Source organism: Kitasatospora sp. NPDC054939 (assembly GCF_053610105.1).
This window is the reverse complement of the sequence record NZ_JBSGXP010000022.1, coordinates 1-24031: the sequence shown is the minus strand read 5'-3', so window position 1 is coordinate 24031 and position 24031 is coordinate 1. Positions and strand designations below refer to the sequence as shown.

The 24031-nt window shown below is 72.8% G+C and carries 25 protein-coding genes; 13 read left to right on the top strand and 12 right to left on the bottom strand.

The window, feature by feature from the left end:
• The 3 genes from qcrA (at position 1) to ACWGB8_RS09315 (ending at position 3228) form a co-directional block, all read left to right on the top strand.
• The gene (gene qcrA / locus ACWGB8_RS09325) at positions 1 to 1059 is read left to right on the top strand and encodes a cytochrome bc1 complex Rieske iron-sulfur subunit (protein ID WP_452211812.1); all 1059 of its coding nucleotides are present in this window, start codon (positions 1 to 3) and stop codon (positions 1057 to 1059) included.
• A complete protein-coding gene (gene qcrB / locus ACWGB8_RS09320; RefSeq protein WP_452211810.1) occupies positions 1056 to 2714 on the top strand; it encodes a cytochrome bc1 complex cytochrome b subunit in 1659 nt (552 codons plus the stop codon). Before qcrA ends, qcrB begins: the two co-directional genes overlap by 4 nt.
• Positions 2715 to 2847: 133 nt before the next feature.
• On the top strand, positions 2848 to 3228 hold the full coding sequence (locus ACWGB8_RS09315; RefSeq protein ID WP_452211809.1) for a GntR family transcriptional regulator: 381 nt from the start codon (positions 2848 to 2850) through the stop codon (positions 3226 to 3228).
• Positions 3229 to 3240: 12 nt separating this feature from the next.
• Here ACWGB8_RS09315 and ACWGB8_RS09310 read toward each other — a convergent pair whose 3' ends face one another.
• From ACWGB8_RS09310 to ctaC, 4 genes are all read right to left on the bottom strand, one after another.
• The gene (locus ACWGB8_RS09310) at positions 3241 to 4506 is read right to left on the bottom strand and encodes an Ig-like domain-containing protein (protein WP_452211807.1); all 1266 of its coding nucleotides are present in this window, start codon (positions 4504 to 4506) and stop codon (positions 3241 to 3243) included.
• 169 nt (positions 4507 to 4675) lie between these two features.
• On the bottom strand, positions 4676 to 5092 hold the full coding sequence (locus ACWGB8_RS09305; RefSeq protein WP_452211805.1) for a cytochrome c oxidase subunit 4: 417 nt from the start codon (positions 5090 to 5092) through the stop codon (positions 4676 to 4678).
• Positions 5092 to 6870, bottom strand: a complete 1779-nt coding sequence (gene ctaD, locus ACWGB8_RS09300) for an aa3-type cytochrome oxidase subunit I (protein WP_452211803.1) — start codon at positions 6868 to 6870, stop codon at positions 5092 to 5094. The genes ACWGB8_RS09305 and ctaD overlap by 1 nt, the downstream gene beginning before the upstream one ends.
• On the bottom strand, positions 6867 to 7721 hold the full coding sequence (gene ctaC, locus ACWGB8_RS09295) for an aa3-type cytochrome oxidase subunit II (protein ID WP_452211801.1): 855 nt from the start codon (positions 7719 to 7721) through the stop codon (positions 6867 to 6869). The genes ctaD and ctaC overlap by 4 nt, the downstream gene beginning before the upstream one ends.
• Before the next feature lie 364 nt (positions 7722 to 8085).
• Between ctaC and ACWGB8_RS09290 the strand changes: the two genes are divergently transcribed.
• On the top strand, positions 8086 to 9480 hold the full coding sequence (locus tag ACWGB8_RS09290) for an aminotransferase class V-fold PLP-dependent enzyme (RefSeq protein WP_452211799.1): 1395 nt from the start codon (positions 8086 to 8088) through the stop codon (positions 9478 to 9480).
• A 9-nt stretch (positions 9481 to 9489) separates the two neighbouring features.
• Here the strand turns inward: ACWGB8_RS09290 and ACWGB8_RS09285 are convergent, their stop codons facing one another.
• Positions 9490 to 10467 carry a carbohydrate kinase family protein gene (locus ACWGB8_RS09285; protein WP_452211797.1) on the bottom strand — a complete coding sequence of 326 codons (978 nt, stop codon included), beginning with the start codon at positions 10465 to 10467 and terminating at the stop codon, positions 9490 to 9492.
• A gap of 268 nt (positions 10468 to 10735) precedes the next feature.
• Here ACWGB8_RS09285 and ACWGB8_RS09280 point away from each other — a divergent pair, with 268 nt between their 5' ends.
• Both ACWGB8_RS09280 and ACWGB8_RS09275 read left to right on the top strand, forming a co-directional pair.
• Complete coding sequence (locus ACWGB8_RS09280) at positions 10736 to 10957, top strand: hypothetical protein (protein WP_452211795.1); 222 nt, start codon at positions 10736 to 10738, stop codon at positions 10955 to 10957.
• Positions 10958 to 11073: 116 nt separating this feature from the next.
• Entirely contained in the window at positions 11074 to 11754 is a 681-nt protein-coding gene (locus ACWGB8_RS09275; protein ID WP_452211793.1) for a hypothetical protein, read from the top strand.
• Between the two features lie 70 nt (positions 11755 to 11824).
• On the opposite strand, the gene erpA is transcribed toward ACWGB8_RS09275, so the two are convergent.
• On the bottom strand, positions 11825 to 12178 hold the full coding sequence (gene erpA, locus ACWGB8_RS09270) for an iron-sulfur cluster insertion protein ErpA (RefSeq protein ID WP_452148251.1): 354 nt from the start codon (positions 12176 to 12178) through the stop codon (positions 11825 to 11827).
• 246 nt (positions 12179 to 12424) lie between these two features.
• Here erpA and ACWGB8_RS09265 point away from each other — a divergent pair, with 246 nt between their 5' ends.
• On the top strand, positions 12425 to 13288 hold the full coding sequence (locus ACWGB8_RS09265; RefSeq protein ID WP_452211791.1) for a GNAT family N-acetyltransferase: 864 nt from the start codon (positions 12425 to 12427) through the stop codon (positions 13286 to 13288).
• 139 nt (positions 13289 to 13427) lie between these two features.
• On the opposite strand, the gene ACWGB8_RS09260 is transcribed toward ACWGB8_RS09265, so the two are convergent.
• The 3 genes from ACWGB8_RS09260 to ACWGB8_RS09250 all read right to left on the bottom strand — a co-directional run bounded on the left by ACWGB8_RS09260 (position 13428) and on the right by ACWGB8_RS09250 (position 16509).
• Complete coding sequence (locus ACWGB8_RS09260; RefSeq protein ID WP_452211789.1) at positions 13428 to 14795, bottom strand: pyridoxal phosphate-dependent decarboxylase family protein; 1368 nt, start codon at positions 14793 to 14795, stop codon at positions 13428 to 13430.
• Between the two features lie 210 nt (positions 14796 to 15005).
• Positions 15006 to 15470: an Lrp/AsnC family transcriptional regulator gene (locus tag ACWGB8_RS09255; protein ID WP_452211787.1), complete on the bottom strand. Its 465-nt coding sequence runs from the start codon at positions 15468 to 15470 to the stop codon at positions 15006 to 15008.
• A gap of 112 nt (positions 15471 to 15582) precedes the next feature.
• The gene (locus ACWGB8_RS09250; protein WP_452211785.1) at positions 15583 to 16509 is read right to left on the bottom strand and encodes an NADP-dependent oxidoreductase; all 927 of its coding nucleotides are present in this window, start codon (positions 16507 to 16509) and stop codon (positions 15583 to 15585) included.
• Between the two features lie 220 nt (positions 16510 to 16729).
• On the opposite strand from ACWGB8_RS09250, the gene nadA reads away from it, so the two are divergent.
• On the top strand, positions 16730 to 17914 hold the full coding sequence (gene nadA / locus ACWGB8_RS09245; RefSeq protein ID WP_452211783.1) for a quinolinate synthase NadA: 1185 nt from the start codon (positions 16730 to 16732) through the stop codon (positions 17912 to 17914).
• Between the two features lie 67 nt (positions 17915 to 17981).
• On the opposite strand, the gene pspAA is transcribed toward nadA, so the two are convergent.
• Together pspAA and ACWGB8_RS09235 are read right to left on the bottom strand one after the other, a co-directional pair.
• Positions 17982 to 18275, bottom strand: coding sequence for a PspA-associated protein PspAA (gene pspAA / locus ACWGB8_RS09240; RefSeq protein WP_452211781.1), 294 nt, complete (start codon positions 18273 to 18275; stop codon positions 17982 to 17984).
• 46 nt (positions 18276 to 18321) lie between these two features.
• On the bottom strand, positions 18322 to 19128 hold the full coding sequence (locus ACWGB8_RS09235) for a PspA/IM30 family protein (RefSeq protein ID WP_452211779.1): 807 nt from the start codon (positions 19126 to 19128) through the stop codon (positions 18322 to 18324).
• 299 nt (positions 19129 to 19427) lie between these two features.
• Between ACWGB8_RS09235 and ACWGB8_RS09230 the strand changes: the two genes are divergently transcribed.
• Together ACWGB8_RS09230 and ACWGB8_RS09225 are read left to right on the top strand one after the other, a co-directional pair.
• Positions 19428 to 20027 (top strand): DUF3043 domain-containing protein, encoded by a 600-nt coding sequence (locus ACWGB8_RS09230; protein ID WP_452211777.1) that lies wholly within the window; start codon positions 19428 to 19430, stop codon positions 20025 to 20027.
• A gap of 170 nt (positions 20028 to 20197) precedes the next feature.
• Complete coding sequence (locus ACWGB8_RS09225; protein ID WP_452211890.1) at positions 20198 to 20938, top strand: class I SAM-dependent methyltransferase; 741 nt, start codon at positions 20198 to 20200, stop codon at positions 20936 to 20938.
• Between the two features lie 22 nt (positions 20939 to 20960).
• Here the strand turns inward: ACWGB8_RS09225 and ACWGB8_RS09220 are convergent, their stop codons facing one another.
• Positions 20961 to 21161, bottom strand: coding sequence for a hypothetical protein (locus ACWGB8_RS09220; RefSeq protein WP_452211775.1), 201 nt, complete (start codon positions 21159 to 21161; stop codon positions 20961 to 20963).
• A 118-nt stretch (positions 21162 to 21279) separates the two neighbouring features.
• On the opposite strand from ACWGB8_RS09220, the gene cobU reads away from it, so the two are divergent.
• Genes cobU through ACWGB8_RS09205 form a run of 3 tightly spaced genes read left to right on the top strand, consistent with a single transcriptional unit; the run spans position 21280 to position 23805 of the window.
• A complete protein-coding gene (cobU, locus tag ACWGB8_RS09215) occupies positions 21280 to 21852 on the top strand; it encodes a bifunctional adenosylcobinamide kinase/adenosylcobinamide-phosphate guanylyltransferase (protein WP_452211774.1) in 573 nt (190 codons plus the stop codon).
• Positions 21853 to 21880: 28 nt separating this feature from the next.
• The gene (locus ACWGB8_RS09210; RefSeq protein WP_452211772.1) at positions 21881 to 22996 is read left to right on the top strand and encodes a nicotinate-nucleotide--dimethylbenzimidazole phosphoribosyltransferase; all 1116 of its coding nucleotides are present in this window, start codon (positions 21881 to 21883) and stop codon (positions 22994 to 22996) included.
• Complete coding sequence (locus tag ACWGB8_RS09205; RefSeq protein WP_452211888.1) at positions 22993 to 23805, top strand: adenosylcobinamide-GDP ribazoletransferase; 813 nt, start codon at positions 22993 to 22995, stop codon at positions 23803 to 23805. The genes ACWGB8_RS09210 and ACWGB8_RS09205 overlap by 4 nt, the downstream gene beginning before the upstream one ends.
• The last annotated feature ends 226 nt before the right edge of the window (positions 23806 to 24031 follow it).

Sequence of the window (24031 nt, the reverse complement as noted above, 5' to 3'; positions counted from 1 at the left end):
ATGTCAGAAGAGAAGCTCCCGGAGCCGCACGGCTCCGCCGGGCACCACGAGGTGGCTGCCCACGGCGACCCGTTCGCCGACCCGGGCCTGCCGGCCCACGAGTTCCGCCGCACCGACATCGACGAGCGGGCCGCCAAGCGGGCCGAGCGCCAGGTGTCGCTGATGTTCGTGGTCTCGATGCTCGCCACCGTGGGCTTCATCGCCTCGTACGTGGCCATCGACCCGGACAAGATCGTGACGGTGTGGCCGCTGGGCAACATCAGCGCGCTGAACTTCGCGCTGGGCATGACCCTCGGTGTCGCGTTGTTCTGCATCGGCGCGGGTGCGGTCCACTGGGCCCGCACCCTGATGTCCGACCACGAGCTGCCGGCCGAGCGTCACCCGATCGAGGCCAGCGACGAGGTCCGCGCGGACGTCATCGAGCAGTTCAGGACCGGCGCCGCCGAGTCCGGCTTCGGCCGCCGCAAGATGATCCGCAACACCCTCATCGGCTCGATGGCGCTGGTGCCGCTGTCCGGCGTGGTGCTGCTGCGCGACCTGGGCCCGCTGCCCGAGGACAAGCTGCAGCACACCGGCTGGCGGGAGGCGACCCCCGAGAAGCCGCTCCAGCTGATCAACATGAACACGCACGAGCCGATGAAGCCCGAGGACATCATCGTCGGGTCGCTCGTGTTCGCGATGCCGGAGGGCCTGGAGGAGCACGACCACGACTTCCAGAAGCAGATCGCCAAGGACGCCCTGATGCTGGTGCGCATCGCACCGGACGACATCAAGGACAAGGAGTCCGCCGAGAAGGGCTTCGACGGCATCCTCGCGTACTCCAAGATCTGCACCCACGTCGGCTGCCCGATCAGCCTCTACGAGCAGCAGACCCACCACGCGCTCTGCCCCTGCCACCAGTCGACCTTCGACCTGGCGGACGGCGCGCGCGTGATCTTCGGCCCGGCCGGCCACCCCCTGCCGCAGCTGAAGATCACCACTGACCACGAAGGCTTCCTGATCGCCACCGGCGACTTCGACGAAGCCGTCGGCCCGAGCTTCTGGGAGCGTGCTCGATGAGTAACGCGAGCAGCACCACCTCCGGTGCCGCGAAGCCGGCCAGCACGCGCGCCAAGCCCGCCAGCAAGTGGGAGTCGGCCGCCGACTGGACGGACGGCCGGCTGGGGATCTACTCCCTGGCGAAGGCCAACCTGCGGAAGATCTTCCCGGACCACTGGTCCTTCATGCTGGGCGAGATCTGCCTCTACACCTTCGTCATCATCATCCTGACGGGCGTCTACCTGACGCTCTTCTTCAAGCCCTCCATGGGCGAGGTGGTCTACGAGGGCTCGTACGTCCCGCTCAAGGGCATCATGATGTCCGAGGCCTACGCCTCGACCCTGGACATCAGCTTCGAGGTCCGCGGCGGTCTGCTGATCCGCCAGATCCACCACTGGGCCGCGCTGGTCTTCGTGGCGGCCATGCTCGTGCACATGATGCGCGTGTTCTTCACCGGCGCGTTCCGCAAGCCGCGTGAGATCAACTGGGTCTTCGGCTTCCTGCTGCTGGTCCTGGGCATGTTCGACGGCTTCTTCGGCTACTCGCTGCCCGACGACCTGCTCTCCGGTACCGGTATCCGGTTCATGGAGGGCGCGATCCTGGCGGTGCCGCTGGTCGGCACCTACATCCAGATGTTCCTGTTCGGCGGCGAGTTCCCCGGCACCGAGATCGTGCCGCGGTTCTTCACCATCCACGTGCTGCTGATCCCGGGCATCATGCTGGGCCTGCTGGTGGCCCACCTGATCCTGGTCTTCTACCACAAGCACACCCAGTGGGCGGGCCCGGGCAAGACCGAGCAGAACGTCGTCGGCATGCCGCTGATGCCGGTCTACATGGCCAAGGCCGGCGGCTTCTTCTTCCTGGTCTTCGGTGTCATCTCCGCCATCTCGGCGATCGCCACGATCAACCCGATCTGGGCGTACGGCCCGTACCGCCCCGACCAGGTGTCCACGGACGCCCAGCCGGACTGGTACATGGGCTTCTCCGAGGGCCTGATCCGCGTCATGCCTGGCTGGGAGATCGGCCTGTGGGGCCACACCCTGAACCTGGGTGTGTTCATCCCGCTGATGATCTTCCCGCTGGTCCTGGTCGCCATCGCGGTCTACCCCTTCATCGAGGGCTGGGTCACCGGCGACAAGCGCGAGCACCACATCCTGGACCGTCCGCGCAACGCCCCGGTCCGCACCGGGCTCGGCGCGGCCTGGATCAGCCTGTACCTGGTGCTGCTGATCGGTGGTGGCAACGACCTGTTCGCGACCCACCTGCACCTGTCGATCAACGACATCACGTACTTCGTGCGGGTCGGCGTCTTCGTGGTCCCGGTCCTGGTCTTCGTGATCACCAAGCGCTGGTGCCTCGGCCTCCAGCGCCGTGACAAGGAGAAGGTGCTGCACGGCCGCGAGACCGGCGTCATCAAGCGCCTGCCGCACGGCGAGTTCGTCGAGGTCCACGCCCAGCTGCCGCAGGCCGACCTCTACAAGCTCACCGCGCACGAGCAGCCGCCGGTGTTCGAGCTGCCGGCCGCGACGGACGAGAACGGCGTGGCCCGCAAGGCCGGCGTGCTCACCCGTACGCGCGCCAAGCTCTCCCGCGGCTTCTTCGGCGAGGGCAGCCAGATCCCCAAGCCGACCGCCGAGGAGCACCACGAGATCACCAGTGGCCACGGCCACCACTGATCCCGTCCGCCGCTAGGCGACACCCCGAGGGCCCCCGCCCGGTTCCGACCGGTCGGGGGCCCTCGGCGTCGTCGGCCCGTCCGTATCCTGTCCCTGCCCGTCCGTGCCGCCCGCCGCCCCGTCAGGAGCCCCCGTGCAGCTGTCCGTCGACCCCTCGTCCGCCACTCCCCCGTACGAGCAGATCCGTGCCCTGATCGCCGAGCGGGCCCGCAGCGGGGAGCTGCCGACCGGCCTGCGGCTGCCCACCGTACGGGCCCTGGCGGAGGAGCTGGGGGTGGCCGCCGGGACGGTCGCCCGGGCCTACCGGGAGCTGGAGGCGGACGGGGTGGTGGAGACCCACGGCCGGCGCGGCACCCTGGTCGCCGCCGTCGGCGACACCGCGCACCGGCTGGCCGCCACCGCGGCCGCCGAGTACGCGGAGCGCGCCGTCCGGCTCGGGGTCTCCCGGGATGACGCCCTGGCGGCCGTGGAGACCGCCCTGCGCACCGCGTACGGCGAGGGGGAGGCCCGCTAGGCCGGACAGGGCCTAGATCAGCGGCCGGGCGACCCCGTTGGCGCGGGCGTCGGCGGAGGGCGCGGTGGTGCTGACGGGCTGTCCGAGGGCGCTGTGCCGCAGCCACTCGTTCCAGTCGACGTTCCAGTCGCCGAAGCCGTTGCCGAAGGGCTCCATGCCCGAGCCGCTGCTGTTGACCACCTGGACCAGGTCGCCGATCCGGGTGTTCTGGTAGAACCACTTGGCGTTCTCGGTGCTCATGCCGGTGCAGCCGTGGCTGACGTTCGCCACGCCCTGCGAGCCGATCGACCAGGGCGCCGCGTGCACGTACTCGCCGCTCCACGTCACCCGGGTGGCCCATTCGACGTTCAGGTCGTAGGACTCGGCGCTGCCGGAGGCTATCCCGATCGTCTCGCCGCTCATCCGCACCTGGCGCTCCTGGCCCAGCACCACCTTGATGCCGTTGCGGGTGTCGAACCCCGGCTTTCCGGTGGTCACGGGTATGGTCCGGACGACCTGCCCGTTGCGCTTCAGGGTGAGCTGGTGGGTGGCCGCGTCGACCACGGTCTCCACCCGGTCGCCGATCCGCAGCGCCAGGCTGGAGCGCTCGCCGCCGTAGAGGCCGTCCGAGATCCGGCTGCCGACCCCGTCGAAGGCCAGTGCCACGCTCGTCCCGGCCGGCCAGTACTCCTGCGGCCGGAAGTGCAGGTTCTTGTCGTCGACCCAGTACCAGGCGCCGGTGACGGCGGGGTGCGAGGTGACGTTCAGGGAGCGCTCGACCTCCTGCCGGGCGGCCGGGTCCTTGACCGCCTCGGAGAGCTTCACGGTGAGCGGCTGGCCGACCCCGTAGATGCCGGTGCCGGAGGAGTCCGGGCCCAGCTGTGCGGTCAGCAGCCGCTCGGGGGCGAGGGTGGAGAAGCCGGTGGTGGTCTCGCCCCGGCCGCCCTTGCCGTCGTCCGCGGCGATCCTGACGGTGTAGTCGGTGGCCGGCCGCAGCCAGCCGGTGCTCTGCCAGCTGCGCCGGTCGTCGGCGAGGCTGCCCGCCACCACCCGGCCGTCCGGGCCGAGCACGGTGACGTCGGTGAGCCTGGCACCGTGTTCGGCGGTGACGGTGATCGGCCGGGCCGGGTCCGCCTTGCCGTCGACCGCCAGCCGGACCAGCGGGGCCGCGTCGACGGTGTGGACGGTGACCGCCGCGTCGTCGGGGCCCCCGCCTGACGTGCAGGCGGCCACGGGTGCCAGGACGGCGAGAGTCAGCGAGATGCTGCCGATACCTGCGATTCCGCGCCTGTCGCTCATGACGGCCTCCGAAGGTTCGCACGATTGATCAGATCGTAGGAACCACGTCGGCGGAGCGACATCCGGGCGACCCCCCGTTGCGCCGCCGGAGTGATCGGCCCACCCCGGGGACGCAACAGGGCCGGGCACCCCGTGCGGGATGCCCGGCCCTGTGCGACAAGCGCGGGTCCTACTGGTTCTGGTTCTCTCCGCGGTAGAACTCGAAGACCCAGCCCCAGACACCGATCAGGATGATCGGGATGGACCAGTAGAGGAGCCACCAGCCGAAGACCACGCCCAGGAAGGCGAGCGCGCCACCGATGGCCAGCGAGAGCGGCTGCCAGCTGTGCGGGGCGAAGAAGCCCAGCTCGCCGGAGTCGTCCGCGACCTCGGCCTCGGGGTTGTCACCCGCGCCGCTGTCCACCCGGCGGGCGGTGAAGGCGAGGTAGTACCCGATGAACGCGCACAGGCCGAAGGCCAGGAACAGCGCGGTGGTGCCGGCCGCCTCGATGCCGAGGTCGGAGTGGTTGGTCCACAGGCCGTAGACGATCGCCATCACGAGGATGAAGACCGCGAAGCCCAAGAAGATCTTGCCCTGCTCCTTCATCAGGCGTCGCCTCCCTTCTTGCCGCTGCCCAGCTGCGGGTTGTCGTACTTCGCCGGGGTCACGCCCGCGAAGTGCTTGGCCGGCTCACCGTGGTTCTCCAGGTAGTCCAGCGCGGCGATCTCCGGGTGGTGGAGGTCGAAGGCCGGGGATTCGGAGCGGATGCGCGGCAGCGTGAGGAAGTTGTGGCGCGGCGGCGGGCAGGAGGTCGCCCACTCCAGCGAGCGGCCGTAGCCCCACGGGTCGTCGACCTCGATCTTCTCGCCGTACTTGGCGGTCTTCCAGACGTTGTAGAGGAACGGCAGGATCGACAGGCCGAGCAGGAACGAGCCGATGGTCGAGACGGTGTTCAGGGTGGTGAAGCCGTCGTCGGCCAGGTAGTCGGCGTAGCGGCGGGGCATGCCCTCGGCGCCGAGCCAGTGCTGCACCAGGAAGGTCGCGTGGAACCCGATGAACAGCGTCCAGAAGCAGATCTTGCCGAGGCGCTCGTCCAGCATCTTGCCGGTCATCTTCGGCCACCAGAAGTGGAAGCCGGCGAACATCGCGAAGACGACGGTGCCGAAGACCACGTAGTGGAAGTGCGCGACGACGAAGTACGAGTCCGAGACGTGGAAGTCGATCGGCGGGGAGGCCAGCAGGACACCCGTCAGACCACCGAAGAGGAAGGTGACCAGGAAGCCGATCGTCCAGAGCATCGGGGTCTCGAAGCTCAGCGAGCCCTTCCACATGGTGCCGACCCAGTTGAAGAACTTCACACCGGTCGGGACCGCGATCAGGAAGGTCATGAAGGAGAAGAACGGCAGCAGGACTTGTCCCGTGACGTACATGTGGTGCGCCCAGACCGTCACCGACAGACCGGCGATCGCGATGGTGGCCGCGATCAGGCCGGAGTAGCCGAACATCGGCTTGCGGGAGAAGACCGGGACGATCTCCGACACGATGCCGAAGAACGGCAGCGCGATGATGTACACCTCGGGGTGGCCGAAGAACCAGAAGAGGTGCTGCCAGAGCAGTGCCCCGCCGTTGGCCGGGTCGAAGACGTGCGAGCCGAACTTGCGGTCCGCCTCCAGGGCGAACAGCGCGGCGGCCAGGACCGGGAAGGCCAGCAGGATCAGGACCGCGGTCAGCAGGACGTTCCAGACGAAGATCGACATCCGGAACATCGTCATGCCCGGAGCACGCATGCAGATGATCGTGGTGATGAAGTTGACCGCACCGAGGATCGTGCCGAAGCCCGAGAAGGCCAGGCCCATGATCCACATGTCGGCGCCGATGCCCGGCGAGCGGACGGCGTCGGAGAGCGGCGAGTAGGCGAACCAGCCGAAGTCGGCGGCACCCTGCGGGGTGACGAAGCCGGCGACGGCGATGGTCGAACCGAAGAGGTACAGCCAGTAGGCGAACATGTTCAGACGCGGGAAGGCCACGTCCGGCGCGCCGATCTGCAGCGGCATGATCCAGTTCGCGAAGCCGGCGAACAGCGGCGTCGCGAACATCAGCAGCATGATCGTGCCGTGCATCGTGAACGCCTGGTTGAACTGCTCGTTCGACAGGATCTGGGTCCCGGGACGAGCCAGCTCGGCGCGCATGACCAGGGCGAGGACGCCGCCGATCAGGAAGAACGCGAACGACGTCGCCAGGTACAGCGTGCCGATCGTCTTGTGGTCCGTGGTGGTGAGCCACTTGATGATGGTGGCACCCGGCTTCCGGGTGCGCTGCGCCCCGCCGACCGTGACGGCCCCGGCGCCCCCGCCGGCCGCGGCGGGCTCGTTGAGGATGGTCACTTCTCTTCACTTCCCGTGGTGATCATGCCGGACGGCACCGCACCGGTCTGACCCTTGGCACGCAGGCCCGCCAGGTGGGCGTCGTACTCGGCCCGGTCCACGACCTTGACGTTGAACAGCATGCGCGAGTGGTCGACGCCGCAGAGCTCGGCGCACTTGCCCATGTAGGTGCCCTTGACGGTCGGGGTGACCTCGAACTTGTTGACCACGCCCGGTACGACGTCCATCTTCATCATGAAGTTGACGGGCCAGAAGTCGTGGATGACGTCCCGCGAGGTGAGGCGGAACTGGACCGACTCGTTCACCGGCAGGTACAGGGTCGGCACCTCCTTGGGGGTGCCCACCTCGTACGCGGCCTCCTTGTTGGCCGGGTCGGGGATCTCGGTGTTCTCGTAGTTGAACGCCCAGCTCCACTGGAAGCCGACCACATTGACCATGTGCTGCGGTTTCTCGGAGGTGGAGATCAACTTCGCCTCGTCGCGGGCGACGAAGTAGAAGAGCACCGACACGATGACGATGGGGACCGCGGTGTAGAGCGCCTCGATGGGCACGTTGTACCGGGTCTGCGGGGGGATCTCCACGCCGGTGCGGCTGCGCCGGTGGAAGATCACGCTCCAGATGATCAGACCCCACATCAGTACGCCGACCACCAGCGCCGCGATCCAGGAGCCCTGCCACATGCGAAGGACCAGCGGGCCTTCTTCGGTGACGGGGCTCGGGAGGCCAAGCCTGGGGAGGTCGTTGGCCGAGCAGCCGGTGGCGGTCGCGATGACGAGGCCCAGTGCCAGCGCCTGAGGCAGCTTCCGCCGCATCGTGCGCCGCGGCGAGCGGTCGGAGCCGTTGGGACTCACGTAGCGCCTTCCCGAAGTCTCGCCCGCCTTCGCGTCGCCCCGGGGAGGGCTTCCCTCCCCCGCGACCCGTCCACGGGCACGGTTTGAATGCTTATGCGGGCCAAACCCTACTCCAGCCTTATGCGCTGCTGACGGGCAGGTCCCGGTAACGCGCCGCCCGGTCGCCCGATCAGGCCCGGGAAGGGCTGCGCCCCTGGTCATCGTAGGCATTCGGGGTCCGTACGCCCGATCGGGGGATGACCTCGGGCAACGCGGGTGACGGTCCGTCGGGCGCGGACAAGTCGGGCATTCGGGGTGATCGACTGACGGTCGGTGAGAGCCGCATCCGGGCGAACGGCGTCCGGGTGTGGCGTTAAATGTGAGCGTGTACTTCGATGTGGCCTCCACCGCACCGCTCCACCCCGTCGCGCGGCAGGCGCTGACCGCCGCCCTGGACGAGGGCTGGGCCGACCCCGCCCGGCTGTACCGCTCGGGCCGGCAGGCCCGGATGCTGCTGGACGCCGCGCGGGAGACGGTGGCCGAGGTGCTGGGCGCCCGGGCCGACGAGGTCTCCTTCACCGCGAGCGGCACCCAGGCCGTCCAACTGGGCGTCCTCGGCGCGCTGGCCGGGCACCGGCGGCGGGGCAGCCGCCTGGTGCACTCGGCCGTCGAGCACTCCAGCGTGCTGCACACCGCCGAGCGGCACGCGGCGGCCGGCGGCGAGGTCGGCGTCGTCCCGGTGGACCGCCACGGACGGGTCTCCCCCGAGGAGTTCGCCGCCGCCCTGCGGCCGGACACCGCGCTCGCCGTGCTGCAGTCCGCCAACCACGAGGTGGGGACGGTCCAGCCGGTGGCCGAGGTGGCCGCGCTGCGCGGGGACGTCCCGCTGCTGGTGGACGCCGCGCAGAGCGCCGGGCGGGCGGACGTCCCCGCCGGGTGGTCGCTGCTGACCGCCAGCGCCCACAAGTGGGGCGGGCCGGCCGGGGTCGGGGTGCTGGTGGTCCGCAAGGGCGTCCGCTACTCCTCCCCGCTGCCGGCCGACGAGCGGGAGGGCGGCCGGGTGCCCGGCTACGTCAACGTCCCGGCGATCGTGGCTGCCGCCGCCTCGCTGCGCGCCGTCCGGGCCGAGGCCGACCGGGAGAACGCCCGGCTGCACGCGCTGGTGGAGCGGATCCGGGCGCGGGTGCCGCAGCTGGTGCCCGAGGTGGAGGTGGTCGGCGACCCGGTGCGGCGCCTCGCCCACCTCGTCACCTTCTCCTGCCTGTACGTGGACGGCGAGGTGCTGCTGACCGAGCTGGACCGGGCGGGCTTCGCGGTCTCCTCGGGCTCCTCCTGCACCTCCTCCACACTGACGCCGAGCCACGTGCTGGCGGCGATGGGGGTGCTCACCGAGGGCAACGTCCGGGTCTCGCTGCCCTTCGGCACGGCCGGGGCGGACGTCGACCGCTTCCTGGAGGTGCTGCCGGGGATCGTGGCGCGGGTCCGGGAGCCGCTCGGGCTGGACCTCCCGCCGGCCCGCCCGCAGCACGACGCCCTGCCCGACACCCTGGTGGTGGACGCGCTGGGCAAGCGCTGCCCGCTGCCGGTCATCGAACTGGCCAAGCGGATCGGCGAGGTCCCGCAGGGCGGGACGGTCGCGGTGCTCGCGGACGACGAGGCGGCCCGGCTGGACATCCCGGCCTGGTGCGACATGCGCGGCCAGGAGTACCTGGGCGAGGCCCCGGCCGCCGACTGGGGCGGCGACCGGGGCTCGGCCTACCTGGTCAGGCGCACGGCCTGACCGGCGCGGTCACTTGACCAGGTGGGCGCGGACGTCCGCGGCGGCCTCGGCGCTGTAGGCGTTCTCGAAGCGCTCCAGGAAGGCGGCCGGGCGCAGCTCGTACTCCTGGGTGCCGACGGTCTCGATCACCAGGGTGGCCAGCATGCAGCCGAGCTGGGCGGCGCGCTCCAGGTCAAGGTCCCAGGACAGGCCCGCCAGGAAGCCCGCCCGGAAGGCGTCGCCGACGCCGGTCGGGTCGACCTTGGCCTCCTCGGGGGCGCAGCCGACGGTGATCGGGGCCTCGCCCTTGCGCTCGATCCGGACGCCCTTGCTGCCGAGGGTGGTGATCCGGGTGCCGACGCGGGTGAGGATCTCCTCGGCGCCCCAGCCGGTCTTGCTCTCGATCAGCGCGGCCTCGTACTCGTTGGTGAAGAGGTACGCGGCGCCGTCGACGATCTCGCGGATGTCGTGGCCGTCGAGGCGGGCCAGCTGCTGGGAGGGGTCGGCCGCGAAGGCGTATCCGCGGGTGCGGCACTCCTGGGTGTGGCGGACCATCGCCTGCGGGTCGTCGGCGCCGATCAGGACGAGGTCCAGGCCGCCGACCCGGTCGGCGATCGGCTTCAGCTCGATGTTGCGGGCCTCGGCCATGGCACCGGTGTAGAACGAGGCGATCTGGTTGTGGTCCTCGTCGGTGGTGCACATGAAGCGGGCGGTGTGCCGGGTCTCGGAGATGTGGACGGACCGGCAGTCGACGTTGTTGCGCTCCAGCCAGCTGCGGTACTCGGCGAAGTCCGCGCCGGCCGCACCGACCAGGACCGGGCGCAGCCCGAGGACGCCCATGCCGAAGGCGATGTTCGGGGCGACCCCGCCGCGGCGGATGTCGAGGGTGTCGACCAGGAAGGACAGCGACACGGTGTGCAGCTGTTCGGCGACGAGCTGGTCGGAGAAGCGACCGGGGAACGTCATCAGGTGGTCGGTCGCGATCGAGCCGGCGACGGCGATACGCACGGGAGGTCTCCTCAGGGGTGGCGGTCGGCCACGGGCAGGTCGGTGGGACGAACCCACCCACGGTACCGGTCGGGGGCCGGAGGGCAGCAATACCGCCTTCTCGGACAGCTGTGCGGGAGGGTGGCCGGGAAGGGGGCGGGAGCGGCCTGCGGGAGGCCCGGCCGGGTACTACCCCCGGGTAGCTCTGGTCGCGGCCGGACGGGGGTCCTAGGGTCGCTGCAGGGGCCGCGGCAGCGTTGCCGCGGCACGGCGATTCGGAGCGATGGCCATGATGCCCACTCAGCACCCGTTGCGCGTTCCTCCCGCCCTGCGGGGTGACGCGGACGGGGAGACCCTCGACGCCCTGGTCTCGTCCTCCCGGCACCTGCGGCGGTTCTGGCCGCTGCTGGCGACCGGGCCGGAGCCCAGTGCGCCGGCCGCACGGACCGGGTTCCGAGTGCCGTCCGGGGTGCAGCGGCTGGTCGCGGGGATCCCCGAGTACGGGATGTGACCCGGCGGGGCCCGCGGGCGGGACGGGAACCGGATTCGTCCGGGGCACGTCAGAGTCCCGCGGTACGCCCCCGGGCCTCGGAGGCGCTGCCGCCGAGCCCTCGGGAGGAATGTCAGATGGATCTGGAGACGATGCCCCGGCGCACGGCCCGCACGCACGGCCGGCGCGCGGCGGTGCTGGCCGGTCTGCTGCTGGCGGCGGCGGCCCTGGCGGGGTGCGGGGACGGCGGGAAGGGCGGCTCGGAGTCGGCAACCTCCCCGGCGTCCGGCACCGCCACGGCCGCTCCCGCGGGGTCGCCGTCCGCCTCGCCGTCGCCGTCGGCCGCCGCGCCGTCCGTTCCGGCCGACCCGACGGCGACCACCCCCGGGCCGCGCCCGGCGTCCCCGACCGCCCCGGCGACCGAGCCGACCCCGGCGCAGACCCGGCCGAGCCCCGGGATCGCGGTCGGCGAGCCGGCCCCGGTCGGCCGGCAGGCGGTCGCGTACCGCGAGGACGGCAAGCGGCTGACCATCCGGTTCTACGGCGGGATCTGCGAGAAGTACGGCCTGAAGGCGGACGAGTCGAAGCCGGGCCGGGTGGACATCCGGGTGGTGGTGACCGAGCCGCTGGCGCCGGGGCAGTCCTGTGCGGCGGTGGCCAAGCTGCAGACGGTGTCGACGGAGCTGAAGCAGCCGCTGATGGGGCGGGCGGTGACCGACCTCGGGACGGGGCAGCTCGTGCCGCTGGCGACCGATCCGTACGTGGGGCCGAACCCCGAGCAGCCGGGCAGCGCCGCCCCGGACACCAGCGGGAAGTAGCGGTCCGGGGAACGCCCGAGGGCGGTTCCGGAGATCTCCGGAACCGCCCTCGGTACGAGCCCGTCGGGGCTTAGCTGAACGAGTCGCCGCAGGCGCAGGAGCCGGTGGCGTTCGGGTTGTCGATCGTGAAGCCCTGCTTCTCGATGGTGTCGACGAAGTCGACGGTGGCGCCGCCCAGGTACGGGGCGCTCATCCGGTCGGTGACGACCTTCACACCGTCGAAGTCCTTCACCACGTCGCCGTCGAGCGAGCGCTCGTCGAAGAAGAGCTGGTAACGCAGGCCGGAGCAGCCGCCGGGCTGGACGGCGACGCGCAGCGCGAGGTCTTCGCGGCCCTCCTGCTCCAGCAGGCCCTTGACCTTGGCCGCGGCGGCATCGGTAAGGAGGATGCCACTCTCGACGGTGGTCTCGTCCTGGACGGTCATCTGCTTTCTCCCGGTCTTGACGACGGTCTGCCGCCAGTGCCAACCCGTGGCCACCGGGATTCCATTCCCGGGTGGCGGGCCCTTTTGACAGCGGTCTGTGTGGCGGTGGTTCCTGTGCGGGCGGGGCGGTTGCCCGCGGCCTGCCCTCCCCATGCTCGCACACCGGCGGGGTTCGGTCACCGCCCCGGCCTGCGGATCACCGCGAACGGACCCCGCCGCGGGGGTGCGGCGGCCAGGATGGTGGGCATGATCCTGCGCCAGGTCCAGGACACCGCCGCCGACGCGGAGGCCGTCCAGTTCGTCGCCCGCGCCGCCCTGGCCGCCGAGGAGGGGGACGCGCCGGAGCCGCCGCTCGGCCGGCTGCAGCGGGCGGCCCGGACCCGGCACCTGGTGCGCACCGACCCGCAGGGCTGCTGGCTGGCGGAGCGCGGCGGGGCTCCGGTGGGCGCGGTGCTGGCGCTGCGCCGCGAGGGGGTCTGGGTGCTGGCGCTGCTGGCCGTGGTGCCCGAGGCGCAGGGCCGGGGCGTGGGCACGCTGCTGTTGGAGCGGGCCGCCGCGTACGGGCGGGGCTGCCTGCGCGGGATGCTCTGCGTGCCGGCCTCGCCGGCGGCGGCCCGCCGCTACCGGCTGGCGGGGTTCACGCTGCACCCGGCGATGCGGCTGACCGGCCGGGTGGACCGGGCCGGCCTGGTCGATCCGGGCGACATCCCGGTGCACCCGGGCAACACCTCGCACCTGCACCTGCTGGACTCGGTGGACCGGCGGCTGCGTGGGGCCGCGCACGGGCCGGACCACCCCATGATGCTGGCCCACGCCGAGGAGCTGCTGGTGGCCGACGCGCTGGCCGGCAGCGGCTACTGCTACCGGGACGGCGGCGAGGTGCGGCTGCTGGCCGCGACCTCGCGGCGGATCGCGGTGCGCCTGCTGCGCGAGGCGCTGGCCCGGGTGCCGGAGGGCGAGCAGGCGCGGGTGGGGTTCCTGACCGCGGAGCAGGAGTGGGCGCTGGACGTCGGCCTGGAGGTCGGGCTGCGCCCGCAGAGCCGCGGCTGGCTGGGGTTGCGCGGGATGCGCCCGCCGGCGCCGTACCTGCCGGACCCGGCGTACCTGTAGCCGCTCCGGACGGCGGGCAGGCGGCGGGCGGACGGCGGCGCGGCCGTAGCCGTCCGGGCCGGGGCCGTCCGGACGCGGGAAGGCCGCCGGGGCCGTGCGGCGGACACGGCCCCGGCGGGGTCTGCGGACGGGCGGCGGATCAGGCCATGGTGTCCAGGATCTCCCGCACCATCTCCATGGTGGTCCCCGGGTGCAGGAAGGCGAAGCGGGCGACGGTCTCGCCGTCCCAGCCGGTCGGGGTGACGAAGCCGATCTGGTCCGCGAGCAGCTGCTGCGACCAGCGGTAGTAGTCGTCGTTGGTCCAGCCGGTGCGCTTGAAGCAGACCGCCGACAGCTGCGGGTCGAACAGCAGCTCCAGGTGCTCGGTCCGCCGGATCAGATCGGCGGTGTCCCGGGCGAGCTGCAGGCCGGTCTCGATGGCGTCGGTGTACGCCTGGGTGCCGTGCACCGCGAGCGAGAACCAGAGCGGCAGGCCGCGGGCGCGCCGGGTGAGGTGGTAGGCGTAGTCGGTGGGGTTCCACTCGTCGCCCTCGGTGTGCAGGACGTCCAGGTAGGAGGCGTCCTGGGTGTGCACGGCCCGGGCGAGCCGCGGGTTGCGGTAGAGCAGCGCGGCGCAGTCGAACGGGGCGAACAGCCACTTGTGCGGGTCGACGACGAAGGAGTCGGCGTGCTCGATGCCGTTGTAGCGCTCGCGCACGGAGGGGGCGAACAGGCCCGCGCCGCCGTAGGCGCCGTCGACGTGGAACCACATGCCGCGCTCGCGGGTGACCTCGGAGAGGCCCTGCAGGTCGTCGACGATGCCCTCGTTGGTGGTGCCGGCGGTGCCGACGACGGCGATCACCGTCTCCGGGTTCGGGTCGGCCGCGAGGGCGGCGCGCAGCGCCTCGCCGGTGAAGCGGCGGTCGACGGTCGGGACCTTGAAGGCCTCGACGCCGATGATGTTGAAGGTGTTCTTGACCGAGGAGTGCACCTGGTCGGCGACGGCGATCCGCAGTCGGGCCTCCGGGCCGACGCCGAGTCTGCGGCGGGCGGTGTCGCGGGCGACGACCAGGGCGGAGAGGTTGCCGGCCGAGCCGCCGGAGACGAAGGTGCCGCCGGCCGACTGGGGCATGCCCGCGCGGTCGGCTATCAGGCGCAGCACCTGGTTCTCGGCGGCGATGGCGCCGGCCGCCTCCAGCCAGGAGATGCCCTGGAGCGAGGCGCAGGAGACGACCATGTCGAAGAGCAGTGCGGCCTTGGTGGGGGCGCACGGGATGAACGACAGGTAGCGCGGGCTGTCGGCGGAGATGACCGCGCGGGACAGCTCGTGGTCGTAGAGCTTGAGCACGTCGGCGGGGCTGTTGCCGTCCGCGTTGAGCAGGCCGGCCAGCTGGGTGCGCAGGTGCTCGCCGTCACCGGGGTGGTCGAGCGGGACGGGGTCGTACTGCAGCCGCTCCCGCATGTAGTCGAATACCAGGTCGACCAGTTCGTTGTCGGGCCGGTGCATGCGGTCGGGTGCTGCGGACACGGGTGTCCCTCTCTCGGCTGCGGTGTGTCGGGGGAGGTCCGGTGGGGGCCGTGGGGCGCATCGGCCGGACGTGATCAGCGTAGGCAGCGGCGAGGGCCGCCCGCGCGTCGGAACGCGGCCGGTCGGGCAGGATTCGGGCGTCTTCGGAGGGCCTCGCGCAGGATTCCTGCGCGGGGCCGCGGGGGGCCGTCCGGGTGAGCCGGGCCGCGGTCAGCCGATGAGCTGGGAGAGCACCACGGAGGAGCGGCTGCGCTGGACGCCGGGCTCCTTGCGGATGCGCTCGATGACGGCCTGCAGGTGGTGCATGTCGGAGGCGCGCAGGTGGACCAGCGCGTCGGGGTCGCCGGTGACCGTCCAGGCGGCGACGACCTCGGGGAACTGCCGGAGGCTGGCGAGGATCTCCTCGGGGGCGGTGCGCTCGCGGCAGTAGATCTCGACGAACGCCTCGGTCTGCCAGCCGAGCACCGAGGGGTCGAGGACGACGGTGAAGCCGCGCACGATGCCGCGGGCGCGCAGCCGGTCGATCCGTCTGCGCACGGCGGTGGCGGAGAGGTTCACCTGCACGCCGATCTCGGCGTACGAGGCGCGGCCGTCGCGTCCCAGCCTGGCGAGGAGGAGACGGTCGGTCTCGTCCAGGGCGGCCCCGGCCACCTCGTGCGCTCGGCTGGTGCTCATCGGTGCGGGGCTCCACTGGTCGTACGGGGGCGGCGGGGTGGCGGTCCGCCGAAACGGTTCGCCACCATTCTGGCCGATGACGGGGACCGCTCCACCTCCGAACGGGCGACGGTCAGGCGTCCACCAGGAGGACGATCTTGCCGCGGGTGCGGCCCTCGGCGCAGAGCGCCTGCGCGGAGGCGGCCTGGGCCAGCGGGAAGGTCGAGGCGACGGTGACGGTGAGCCGGCCGCGGTCGGCGTGCTCGGCCAGCTCCGCGAGGTCGGCGGCGTCGGGGCGGGTCCAGACCCAGTGGCCGCCGCGGGCCCGCGCCCCGTAGTCGGCGACCGAGGCGATCCGGGCCGGGTCGGCGACCAGTTCGGCGGAGAGTTCGACCGCTCCCCCGCCGACCAGGTCGAGGGCGGCGTCCACCCCGCCGGGGGCGAGTGCCCGGACCCGGTCGGCCAGGCCCTCGCCGTGCGCGACCGGTTCGGCGCCGAGCCCCCGCAGGTAGGCGTGGTTGCGCTCGGCGGCGGTGCCGATCACCCGGGCCCCGTACGCGCGGGCGAGCTGGACGGCGAGGTGGCCGACGCCGCCGGCCGCGGCGTGCACCAGGACGCTCTCGCCGGGGCGCAGGCGCAGCGTCCGCAGGGCCTGGAGGGCGGTGAGGCCGGCCAGCGGGAGGCCGCCGCACTGCGCCCAGTCGAGGGCGGCGGGCCGACGGGCGAGGGTGCGGACGGGGGCGGCGACCAGTTCGGCGTAGGTGCCGTGCTCGACGGCGTCCTTGCGGACGCACCCGTAGACCTCGTCGCCGGGGGCGAACTCGGTGACGCCGCCGCCGACCGCGCGGACCACCCCGGCGGCGTCCCAGCCGGGGACGAGCGGGAAGTGCACGTCGAGCCGGCCGTCCAGCCGCCCCTCCCGGATCTTCCAGTCGACCGGGTTCACCCCGGCCGCCCTGACCTGCACCAGGACCGAGTCCGGGCCGAGCCTGGGGTCGGGGAGGTCGGTGTACTCGACGACCTCGGGGCCGCCGTAGCGCCTGATCGCGATTGCCTTCATGGGGCAAGCGAACGCGATGGGGGCGGGATGTCGATCCGGCCACGCCGGGCCCGTCATATCTTTCATCCGGCCAAGCGGGATGACTCCGAAGCGTCGAGCGGTTCTCGTCACATCGACAGGACGGCCATCGTCACTGTGACGCTAACCGGTTATCATAGATAGCGTCAGATAGACGAGAAGGCTGCTTCGACTGATCGGCCGCACAGAAGGGCACCCGCCCGTGACCACCACGACCACCGAGACCTACGGCGTCGAACCCACCCCGACGCCGCTCGCCCTGCTGCTGCTCGGCCGCGAGGCCGACCCCAACAGCGAGCGCGGCGTCGAGTGCCCCGGCGACCTGCCTCCCGCCTCCGACCCGGACCTCGTCGAGCGCGCCCGCGCGGCCAAGGCCGCACTGGGCGACCGCGTCTTCATCCTGGGCCACCACTACCAGCGCGACGAGGTCATCGAGTTCGCCGACGTCACCGGCGACTCGTTCAAGCTCGCGCGGGACGCCGCCGCCCGGCCCGAGGCCGAGTACATCGTGTTCTGCGGTGTGCACTTCATGGCCGAGTCCGCGGACATCCTCACCGGCGACGCCCAGCAGGTCGTCCTGCCGGACCTCGCCGCCGGCTGCTCGATGGCCGACATGGCCACCGCCGAGCAGGTCGCCGAGTGCTGGGACGTGCTCACCGACGCCGGCATAGCCGACGTCACCGTCCCGGTCTCGTACATGAACTCCTCCGCCGACATCAAGGCCTTCACCGGCAAGCACGGCGGCACCATCTGCACCTCCTCCAACGCCCGGCGGGCCCTGGAGTGGGCGTACGAGCAGGGCGAGAAGGTGCTCTTCCTCCCGGACCAGCACCTGGGCCGCAACACCGCCGTCCGCGAGATGGGCTTCTCGCTGGACGACTGCGTGCTCTACAACCCGCACAAGCCGAACGGCGGCCTCACCGCCGAGCAGCTGCGCGACGCGAAGATGATCCTGTGGCGCGGGCACTGCTCGGTGCACGGGCGCTTCTCGCTCGACTCGGTCAACGACGTGCGCGCCCGGATCCCCGGCGTGACGGTCCTGGTGCACCCGGAGTGCAAGCACGAGGTCGTCTCGGCCGCCGACATGGTGGGCTCGACCGAGTACATCATCAAGGCGCTGGACGCCGCCGAGCCCGGCTCCAAGTGGGCCATCGGCACCGAGCTGAACCTGGTCCGCCGGCTGGCCAAGGCCCACCCGGACAAGGAGGTCGTCTTCCTGGACCGGGCGGTCTGCTTCTGCTCGACCATGAACCGGATCGACCTGCCGCACCTGGTCTGGGCGCTGGAGTCGCTGGTCGAGGGCCGGGTGCCGAACGTGATCCGGGTCGACCCGGAGACCGAGAAGCACGCCAAGGCGGCGCTGGACCGGATGCTCGCCCTGCCGTAGGGCACCGGCACGACGACGGGCGGGCCCCCTCCGTGGTGGAGGGGGCCCGCCCGTCGGTGTCTGGTTCCTACTCCGGCAGGCCCGGGATCAGCCCGTCGCCCTCCGCCCGCAGCAGCTGCTTGACCTCGTCGATCGTGGCGTCGGCGTTCGGCAGGATCAGGTCGGACGGCTCCAGCGCGTCGTCCGGCAGCCGCGTGCCGTACTCCCTGACCGCGTCGAGCAGCTCACCGATCGCCCGGTGGAAGTGCCGCTCGTCCCCCGATTCCAGCGCGGTGAGCAGTTCGTGGTCCAGCTCGTTGAGCCGGCCGAGGTGGCCCTCGCCGACCTCGAACTGGCCCTCACCCATGACCCTCATGATCATGCCGTGCGTCTCCCTGGTGCGTGGGGTGTGCTGCGCGGGGTGGAGCTCACTTGTTGTAGTTGATGGTGGGCGGGGTGTTCTGCTGCTGCGGCTGGGACTGGGTGCGGCCCTGCTCGATGGCCTGCGGACCGGAGCCCGCCGGACCGCCGGTCAGCTCGGCCTTCATCCGGGCCAGCTCCAGCTCGACGTCCGAGCCGCCGGCCACCCGCTCCAGCTCCGCCTCGATGTCGTCCTTGCGGCCGAGCCCACTGGCGTCGTCGAGCGCGCCGGAGGCCAGCAGCTCGTCGATCGCGCCCGCACGGGCCTGCATCTGGGCGGTCTTGTCCTCCGCCCGCTGGATCGCCAGGCCGACGTCGCCCATCTCCTCCGAGATCCCGGAGAAGGACTCCGCGATCCGGGTCTGCGCCTGGGCGGCGGTGTAGGTCGCCTTGATGGTCTCCTTCTTGGTGCGGAAGGCGTCCACCTTGGCCTGCAGCCGCTGGGAGGCGAGCGTGAGCTTCTCCTCCTCGGCCTGGAGCTGCTGGTACTGCATCTCCAGGTCGGTGATCTGCGACTGCATCCCGGCCTTGCGGGTCAACGCCTCGCGGGCGAGGTCCTCCCGGCCCAGGGACAGCGCCTTGCGGCCCTGGTCCTCGTACTTCGCGGACTGCTGCTGGAGCTGGGTCAGCTGGAGTTCCAGGCGCTTGCGCGAGGTGGCTACGTCCGCGACACCGCGGCGCACCTTCTGCAGCAGTTCGAGCTGCTTCTGGTACGAGTAGTCCAGCGTCTCGCGCGGATCCTCCGCCCGATCCAGGGCCTTGTTCGCCTTGGAGCGGAAGATCAGCCCCATACGCTTCATGATTCCGTCGCTCATGGGCCTGGGTGCCCCCTTCTCCGGCCTGCGGTATTCGTCTCGTTACCAGACACGACGAGTGTATGTGCAGCGAGCCCGTCGCCGCAGTGCACCTGCCTGCAACAAGAGTGCTACAAGAGGACCCCCGAAAGCCTCCTCCCCGGGGTGGATCCGCCCCCCGATCGCTGATCCACTCGGGGGAGGCGACCCCTACGGGACGAGCGCGGCCGACCCCGGGGAGGCCGTCCGCGGACGGATCGATATGCGTTTGGGTCCGACGGCACCCGTGGAAGCCGACGCGCACCCCGTACGCTGGGGGTGTGTTCCGACGCCGTGCAAATGATGCCTCCGCCTCCACCACCGTGCTGGAGAAGCAGGACGAGACGACCCAGGCCCGCGATCCGCAGGCGAAGAAGGGCCGCCCGACGCCCAAGCGCAGTGAGGCCGAGGCCCACCGGCGTACCCGGGTGTCCGTGCCCAAGGACCGCAAGGAGGCCGCCCGCCAGCAGCGCGAGCGGCTTCGCTCCGAGCGGGAGAAGCAGCGCACCGCGCTGCTGGAGGGCGACGAGCGCCACCTCCCGGCCCGTGACAAGGGCCCGGTGCGCAAGTTCGCCCGCGACTACGTGGACGCCCGCTGGTCGCTGGCCGAGTTCTTCCTGCCCGCCGCCGTGGTCATCCTGATCCTCAGCGTGGTCAAGGTGCCGGCCCTCCAGCTCCTCTCCACGGTGCTGTTCCTGCTCTTCTTCGTCCTGGTGATCCTGGACTTCGTCCGGCTCGGCTTCGGCCTGCGCAAGCAGATGGCCGCGCGCTTCGCCGGGCAGAACACCCGCGGCGCGGTCGCGTACGGCCTGATGCGCATCCTGCAGATGCGCAGGCTGCGACTGCCCAAGCCGCAGGTGCGGCGCGGGGAGATGCCCTGACCGCCGAACCGGTGGACTCCGGCTGGGCCCCCTCCCCGTGGGAGGGGCCCGGCCTCTACGCGCTCCCCGGGCAGGGCGGCGGCGGCCACGACCGGTTGACCCACGACCGCTCCGCCCACGGCCTGCTGCCCTCGCGCAGCGGCTCCTTCGCCGGCGGCACCGGCCCCTGGCTGGACCGGCTCGGCGGCCTGCGCAACCACGTCCGGCAGGAGCTGGTCGCCCGGCAGCTCGCCGAGCAGCTCGCCGCACGCACCGACCAGCGGGTGCTGGACATCGGCTGCGGCCAGGGCACCCAGGTGCTGCGGCTGGCCCGGGCCGGCCACTACGTCACCGGGATCGACTCCGACCCGGTCGCCCTCGGCGTCGCGCAGGCCGCGCTCGCCGAGGAGTCCCCCGAGGTCCGCGGCCGGGTCCAGCTGCTCAGCGGCGACGGCCACCAGTGCGGGCGCTGGTTCGGCCCGCGCAGCTTCGACGTGGTGCTCTGCCACGGCGTCCTGATGTACCTGCCGGACCCCGACCCGATGATCGCCTCACTGGCCCGGCTGCTCGCCCCCGGCGGACTGCTCTCCCTGCTGGTGCGCAACCGCGACGCCCTCGCCCTGCGGCCCGCCTCGGCCGGCGACTGGCGCGCCGCCCTGCACGCCTTCGAGAGCGACCGCTACTACAACCGGCTCGGCCTCGCCGCGCGCGCCGACCGGCTCGCCGACCTCGCGGTCACCCTCGACGAGGTCTCGGTGCCGCTGCGGCACTGGTACGGCGTCCGGGTCTTCACCGACAACGCCCCCGACGACGCGGCGCCGCCGGTCGACGGCCGGCAGCTGGCCCAGCTGCTGGAGGCCGAGGAGCGGGCCGGCCGGACCGACCCGTACCGGCAGGTCGCCGCGCTGCTGCACGTGATCGGGGCCAAGTAGCCCCGATCCGCGGCCGCCGGGCTCAGCCCTCGTGCAGGCTCATCGCATAGATCACGCGGTCGTCCTCCAGCAGCACGGCGGTGTCCACGCCGTCCTCCGCGAGCCGCTTCCACTCCTCGCCGATCCAGGACTCGGCGTCACCCTGGCCGGGGAACTCCTCCCGGCCGCCCTCCTGGTCCACCACGGTGCCGTCCGCCTTCTCGTACCGCCACGTCCAGACCACGCCCGGCCTCCTCGCCCTGACTGCGTCCTCGCCCGGCAGCCCACTGCCCCGGTGCTGCGCCGCACCTTAGCCTGCCCGGCCGGATCTTCCGTATGCCTCGTCGGGCAGGATGGCCCGCATGGCTCCCCACCCCGCACTCCCCCGCACCCTGCTCCTCGGCGGCGCCCGCTCGGGCAAGTCCACCCGCGCCGAGCAGCTGCTCGCGCCGTACCGGGACGTCCTGTACGTCGCCACCGGCGGGCGGCGGGACGGCGACGCCGAATGGGCGCAGCGCGTCGAGCTACACCGGGAGCGGCGGCCGGCGGGCTGGCGGACGGCCGAGACCTGCGACCTGGAGGCGGTGCTGGCCGACACCGCGGACCCGGCGCCGGTGCTGATCGACTGCCTGGCGCTCTGGCTGACCGCGGTGATGGACGAGTGCGGCGCCTGGGACGACGCGGTCTGGGCGGACGGCGGCGAGGCGGCCGTCCAGCGGCGCTGCGCCGCCCTGGCCGCGGCCTGGGAGCGGACCGGTCGGACGGCGGTCGCGGTCAGCAACGAGGTCGGGATGGGAGTCGTCCCGGCGACCGCGGCCGGGCGCCGGTTCCGCGACACCCTGGGCCGGCTCAACATGGCGGTGGCCGACGCCTCGGAGCGCGTGCTGCTGGTGGTGGCGGGGCAGGTACTCGCCGTCAAGCCAACCGCTGGCTGAACACCTGCGGCGTGTAGCCTTCCGATCGATGGACACGACCGTGGATCTCGATACGTTCTCCTCCCTCGTCGAGCGCCCCGACGAGAGCGCCCGGCGGGCCGCCGAGGAGCGCCGGCAGGGCCTGGACCTCCCGCGCGGCGGGCTCGGCCGGCTGGAGGAGCTGGGCGCCTGGCTGGCCTCGGTGCAGGGCCGCTCCCCGGTCCGCCCGCTGGCGGCGCCCAAGGTGGTGCTCTTCGCGGCCGACCACGGCGTAGCGGCGCTCGGCGTGTCCCGGCTGCCGGCCGCGGGCGGCACCGCCGCGCGGGTGCGCGCGGTGCTGGACGGCACCGCGCCGGTCGCCGTGCTGGCCCGGCGCTTCGGCGCCGAGGTGCGGGTGGTGGACGTCGCGGTGGACGCCGATCCGGCGGAGTTCCCCGCCGAGGTCGTCGCGCACCGGGTGCGCCGCGGCTCCGGCCGGATCGACACCGAGGACGCGCTGACCCCCGCGGAGACGGTCGCGGCGTTCCGGGCCGGGATGGCGGTCGCCGACGAGGAGGCCGACGCCGGTACCGACCTGGTGGTGCTGGGCGACCTCGGGGTCGGCGCGACCACGGTCGCCGCGGTGCTGGTCGGCGCGCTCTGCGGGACGGACGCGGCGGCGGTCACCGGGCGCGGCTCGGGCATCGACGACCGGGTGTGGATGGTCAAGTGCGCCACCGTCCGGGACTCGCTGCGGCGGGCCCGGCCGGTGCTGGGCGACCAGCTCGCGCTGCTGGGCGCCACCGGCGGCGCGGACTTCGCCGCGATCACCGGCTTCCTGCTGCAGGCGGCCGTCCGGAGGCTGCCGGTCGTCCTGGACGGCGTGGTGTCGGCGGCCTGCGCGCTGGTCGCGCAGCGGATCGCCTTCCGGGCGCCGGAGTGGTGGCGGGCCGGGCAGTCCAGCGGCGAGCCCGCCCAGGCGAAGGCGTACGACCGGCTGACGCTGTCCCCGCTGCAGGAGCAGCAGGTCACCATGGGCGAGGGCGTCGGCGCGCTGCTGGCACTGCCGCTGCTGCAGGCCGCGGCGGACGCCCTCGCCGAGCACGCCCCCGGAGCGCTGCGGCCGGCCGCGCCGAAGGAGCAGCCGAAGCTGCCGTCGGCGGCGGAGCTGCTGGGCCGGCTCTGAGCGCCGGACGCCCGGAGGCGGGCGGCCCCGACGGCCCCGCGAGCTGGAGCGAGGGGCTGCGGTTCGCCTTCGGGACGCTCTCCGTGCTGCGGGTGCGGGTGGAGCGCTGGGACCGCGCGGCGGCCGGGCGGGCGATGCTCGCCGCCCCGGTGGTCGGACTGGTGCTGGGCGCGTGCGCGGCCGGGGCCGGTGCGCTGGTCGCCCGGCAGGCCGGCGGGGCGCTCGGCGCGGTGGCGGCGCTCGCCGTCCTGGCCGCCCTCACCCGCGGACTCCACCTCGACGGGCTGGCCGACGTCGCGGACGGGCTGGGCAGCGGCAAGCCGGCCGAGGACGCCCTGCGCATCATGAAGCAGTCCGACATCGGGCCGTTCGGCGTACTCACCCTGGTCCTGGTCCTGCTCGCCCAGGCCGCCGCACTGGCCGGACAGTTCGCCGCCTCCCCCGGGCGGGGGGCGCTGGCGGTGCTCGCCTCGGCGGTGGCCGCCCGCTGCGCCCTCGCCTGGGGCTGCCTGCGGCCGGTGCCGGCCGCCCGGCCGGGCGGGCTGGGCGCGGTGGTCGCGGGGACGGTCCCGCCCGCCGCCGCGGTCGCGGTGACGGCCGGCGCGCTGCTGCTCACGGCGGCCGCGGGAGCGGGCGACGGGTGGTCAGCCCTGCGGCTCCCGGCGGCCGTTGCACTCGGCCTGGGCTGCGCGGGGCTGCTGCTGCGCCGGTGCGTCCGGCGGTTCGGCGGGGTGACCGGTGACGTGCTGGGAGCGCTGGCGGAGACCGCCGCGACCGGCTGCCTGGTGGCGCTGGCGCTGTTCGGCTGAACGGCGGGTGGACACCGGGCGGCGCGTGATCCCAGCATGCGGACTACCATGCGGGGAGCACCGCAGCCCTGCACCGTCGCAGGTCCTGCCCGGCCCAGCGCACCTCAGGAGCCGGGGCCCCTGGTGGGGGGGCGGGGCCCGGGGGGGGGGGGCCCCCCCCCGGCCCCCCGCCCCCCCCCGGGACGCCCGGGCGGCCCGGGCGGCCGTGGGGGGGGTTGGCCGGGAA

Bases quoted from the DNA above. Each gene is read 5' to 3' on its own strand.
- cobU (WP_452211774.1), top strand. From the start codon at position 21,280: ATGGCTCCCCACCCCGCACTCCCCCGCACCCTGCTCCTCGGCGGCGCC.
- pspAA (WP_452211781.1), bottom strand. From the start codon at position 18,275: ATGATCATGAGGGTCATGGGTGAGGGCCAGTTCGAGGTCGGCGAGGGC.
- qcrB (WP_452211810.1), top strand. From the start codon at position 1,056: ATGAGTAACGCGAGCAGCACCACCTCCGGTGCCGCGAAGCCGGCCAGC.
- ACWGB8_RS09280 (WP_452211795.1), top strand. From the start codon at position 10,736: ATGATGCCCACTCAGCACCCGTTGCGCGTTCCTCCCGCCCTGCGGGGT.
- qcrA (WP_452211812.1), top strand. From the start codon at position 1: ATGTCAGAAGAGAAGCTCCCGGAGCCGCACGGCTCCGCCGGGCACCAC.
- ACWGB8_RS09275 (WP_452211793.1), top strand. From the start codon at position 11,074: ATGGATCTGGAGACGATGCCCCGGCGCACGGCCCGCACGCACGGCCGG.
- ACWGB8_RS09310 (WP_452211807.1), bottom strand. From the start codon at position 4,506: ATGAGCGACAGGCGCGGAATCGCAGGTATCGGCAGCATCTCGCTGACT.
- ACWGB8_RS09265 (WP_452211791.1), top strand. From the start codon at position 12,425: ATGATCCTGCGCCAGGTCCAGGACACCGCCGCCGACGCGGAGGCCGTC.
- erpA (WP_452148251.1), bottom strand. From the start codon at position 12,178: ATGACCGTCCAGGACGAGACCACCGTCGAGAGTGGCATCCTCCTTACC.
- ACWGB8_RS09250 (WP_452211785.1), bottom strand. From the start codon at position 16,509: ATGAAGGCAATCGCGATCAGGCGCTACGGCGGCCCCGAGGTCGTCGAG.
- ACWGB8_RS09210 (WP_452211772.1), top strand. From the start codon at position 21,881: ATGGACACGACCGTGGATCTCGATACGTTCTCCTCCCTCGTCGAGCGC.
- ACWGB8_RS09305 (WP_452211805.1), bottom strand. From the start codon at position 5,092: ATGAAGGAGCAGGGCAAGATCTTCTTGGGCTTCGCGGTCTTCATCCTC.
- ACWGB8_RS09255 (WP_452211787.1), bottom strand. From the start codon at position 15,470: ATGAGCACCAGCCGAGCGCACGAGGTGGCCGGGGCCGCCCTGGACGAG.
- ACWGB8_RS09235 (WP_452211779.1), bottom strand. From the start codon at position 19,128: ATGAGCGACGGAATCATGAAGCGTATGGGGCTGATCTTCCGCTCCAAG.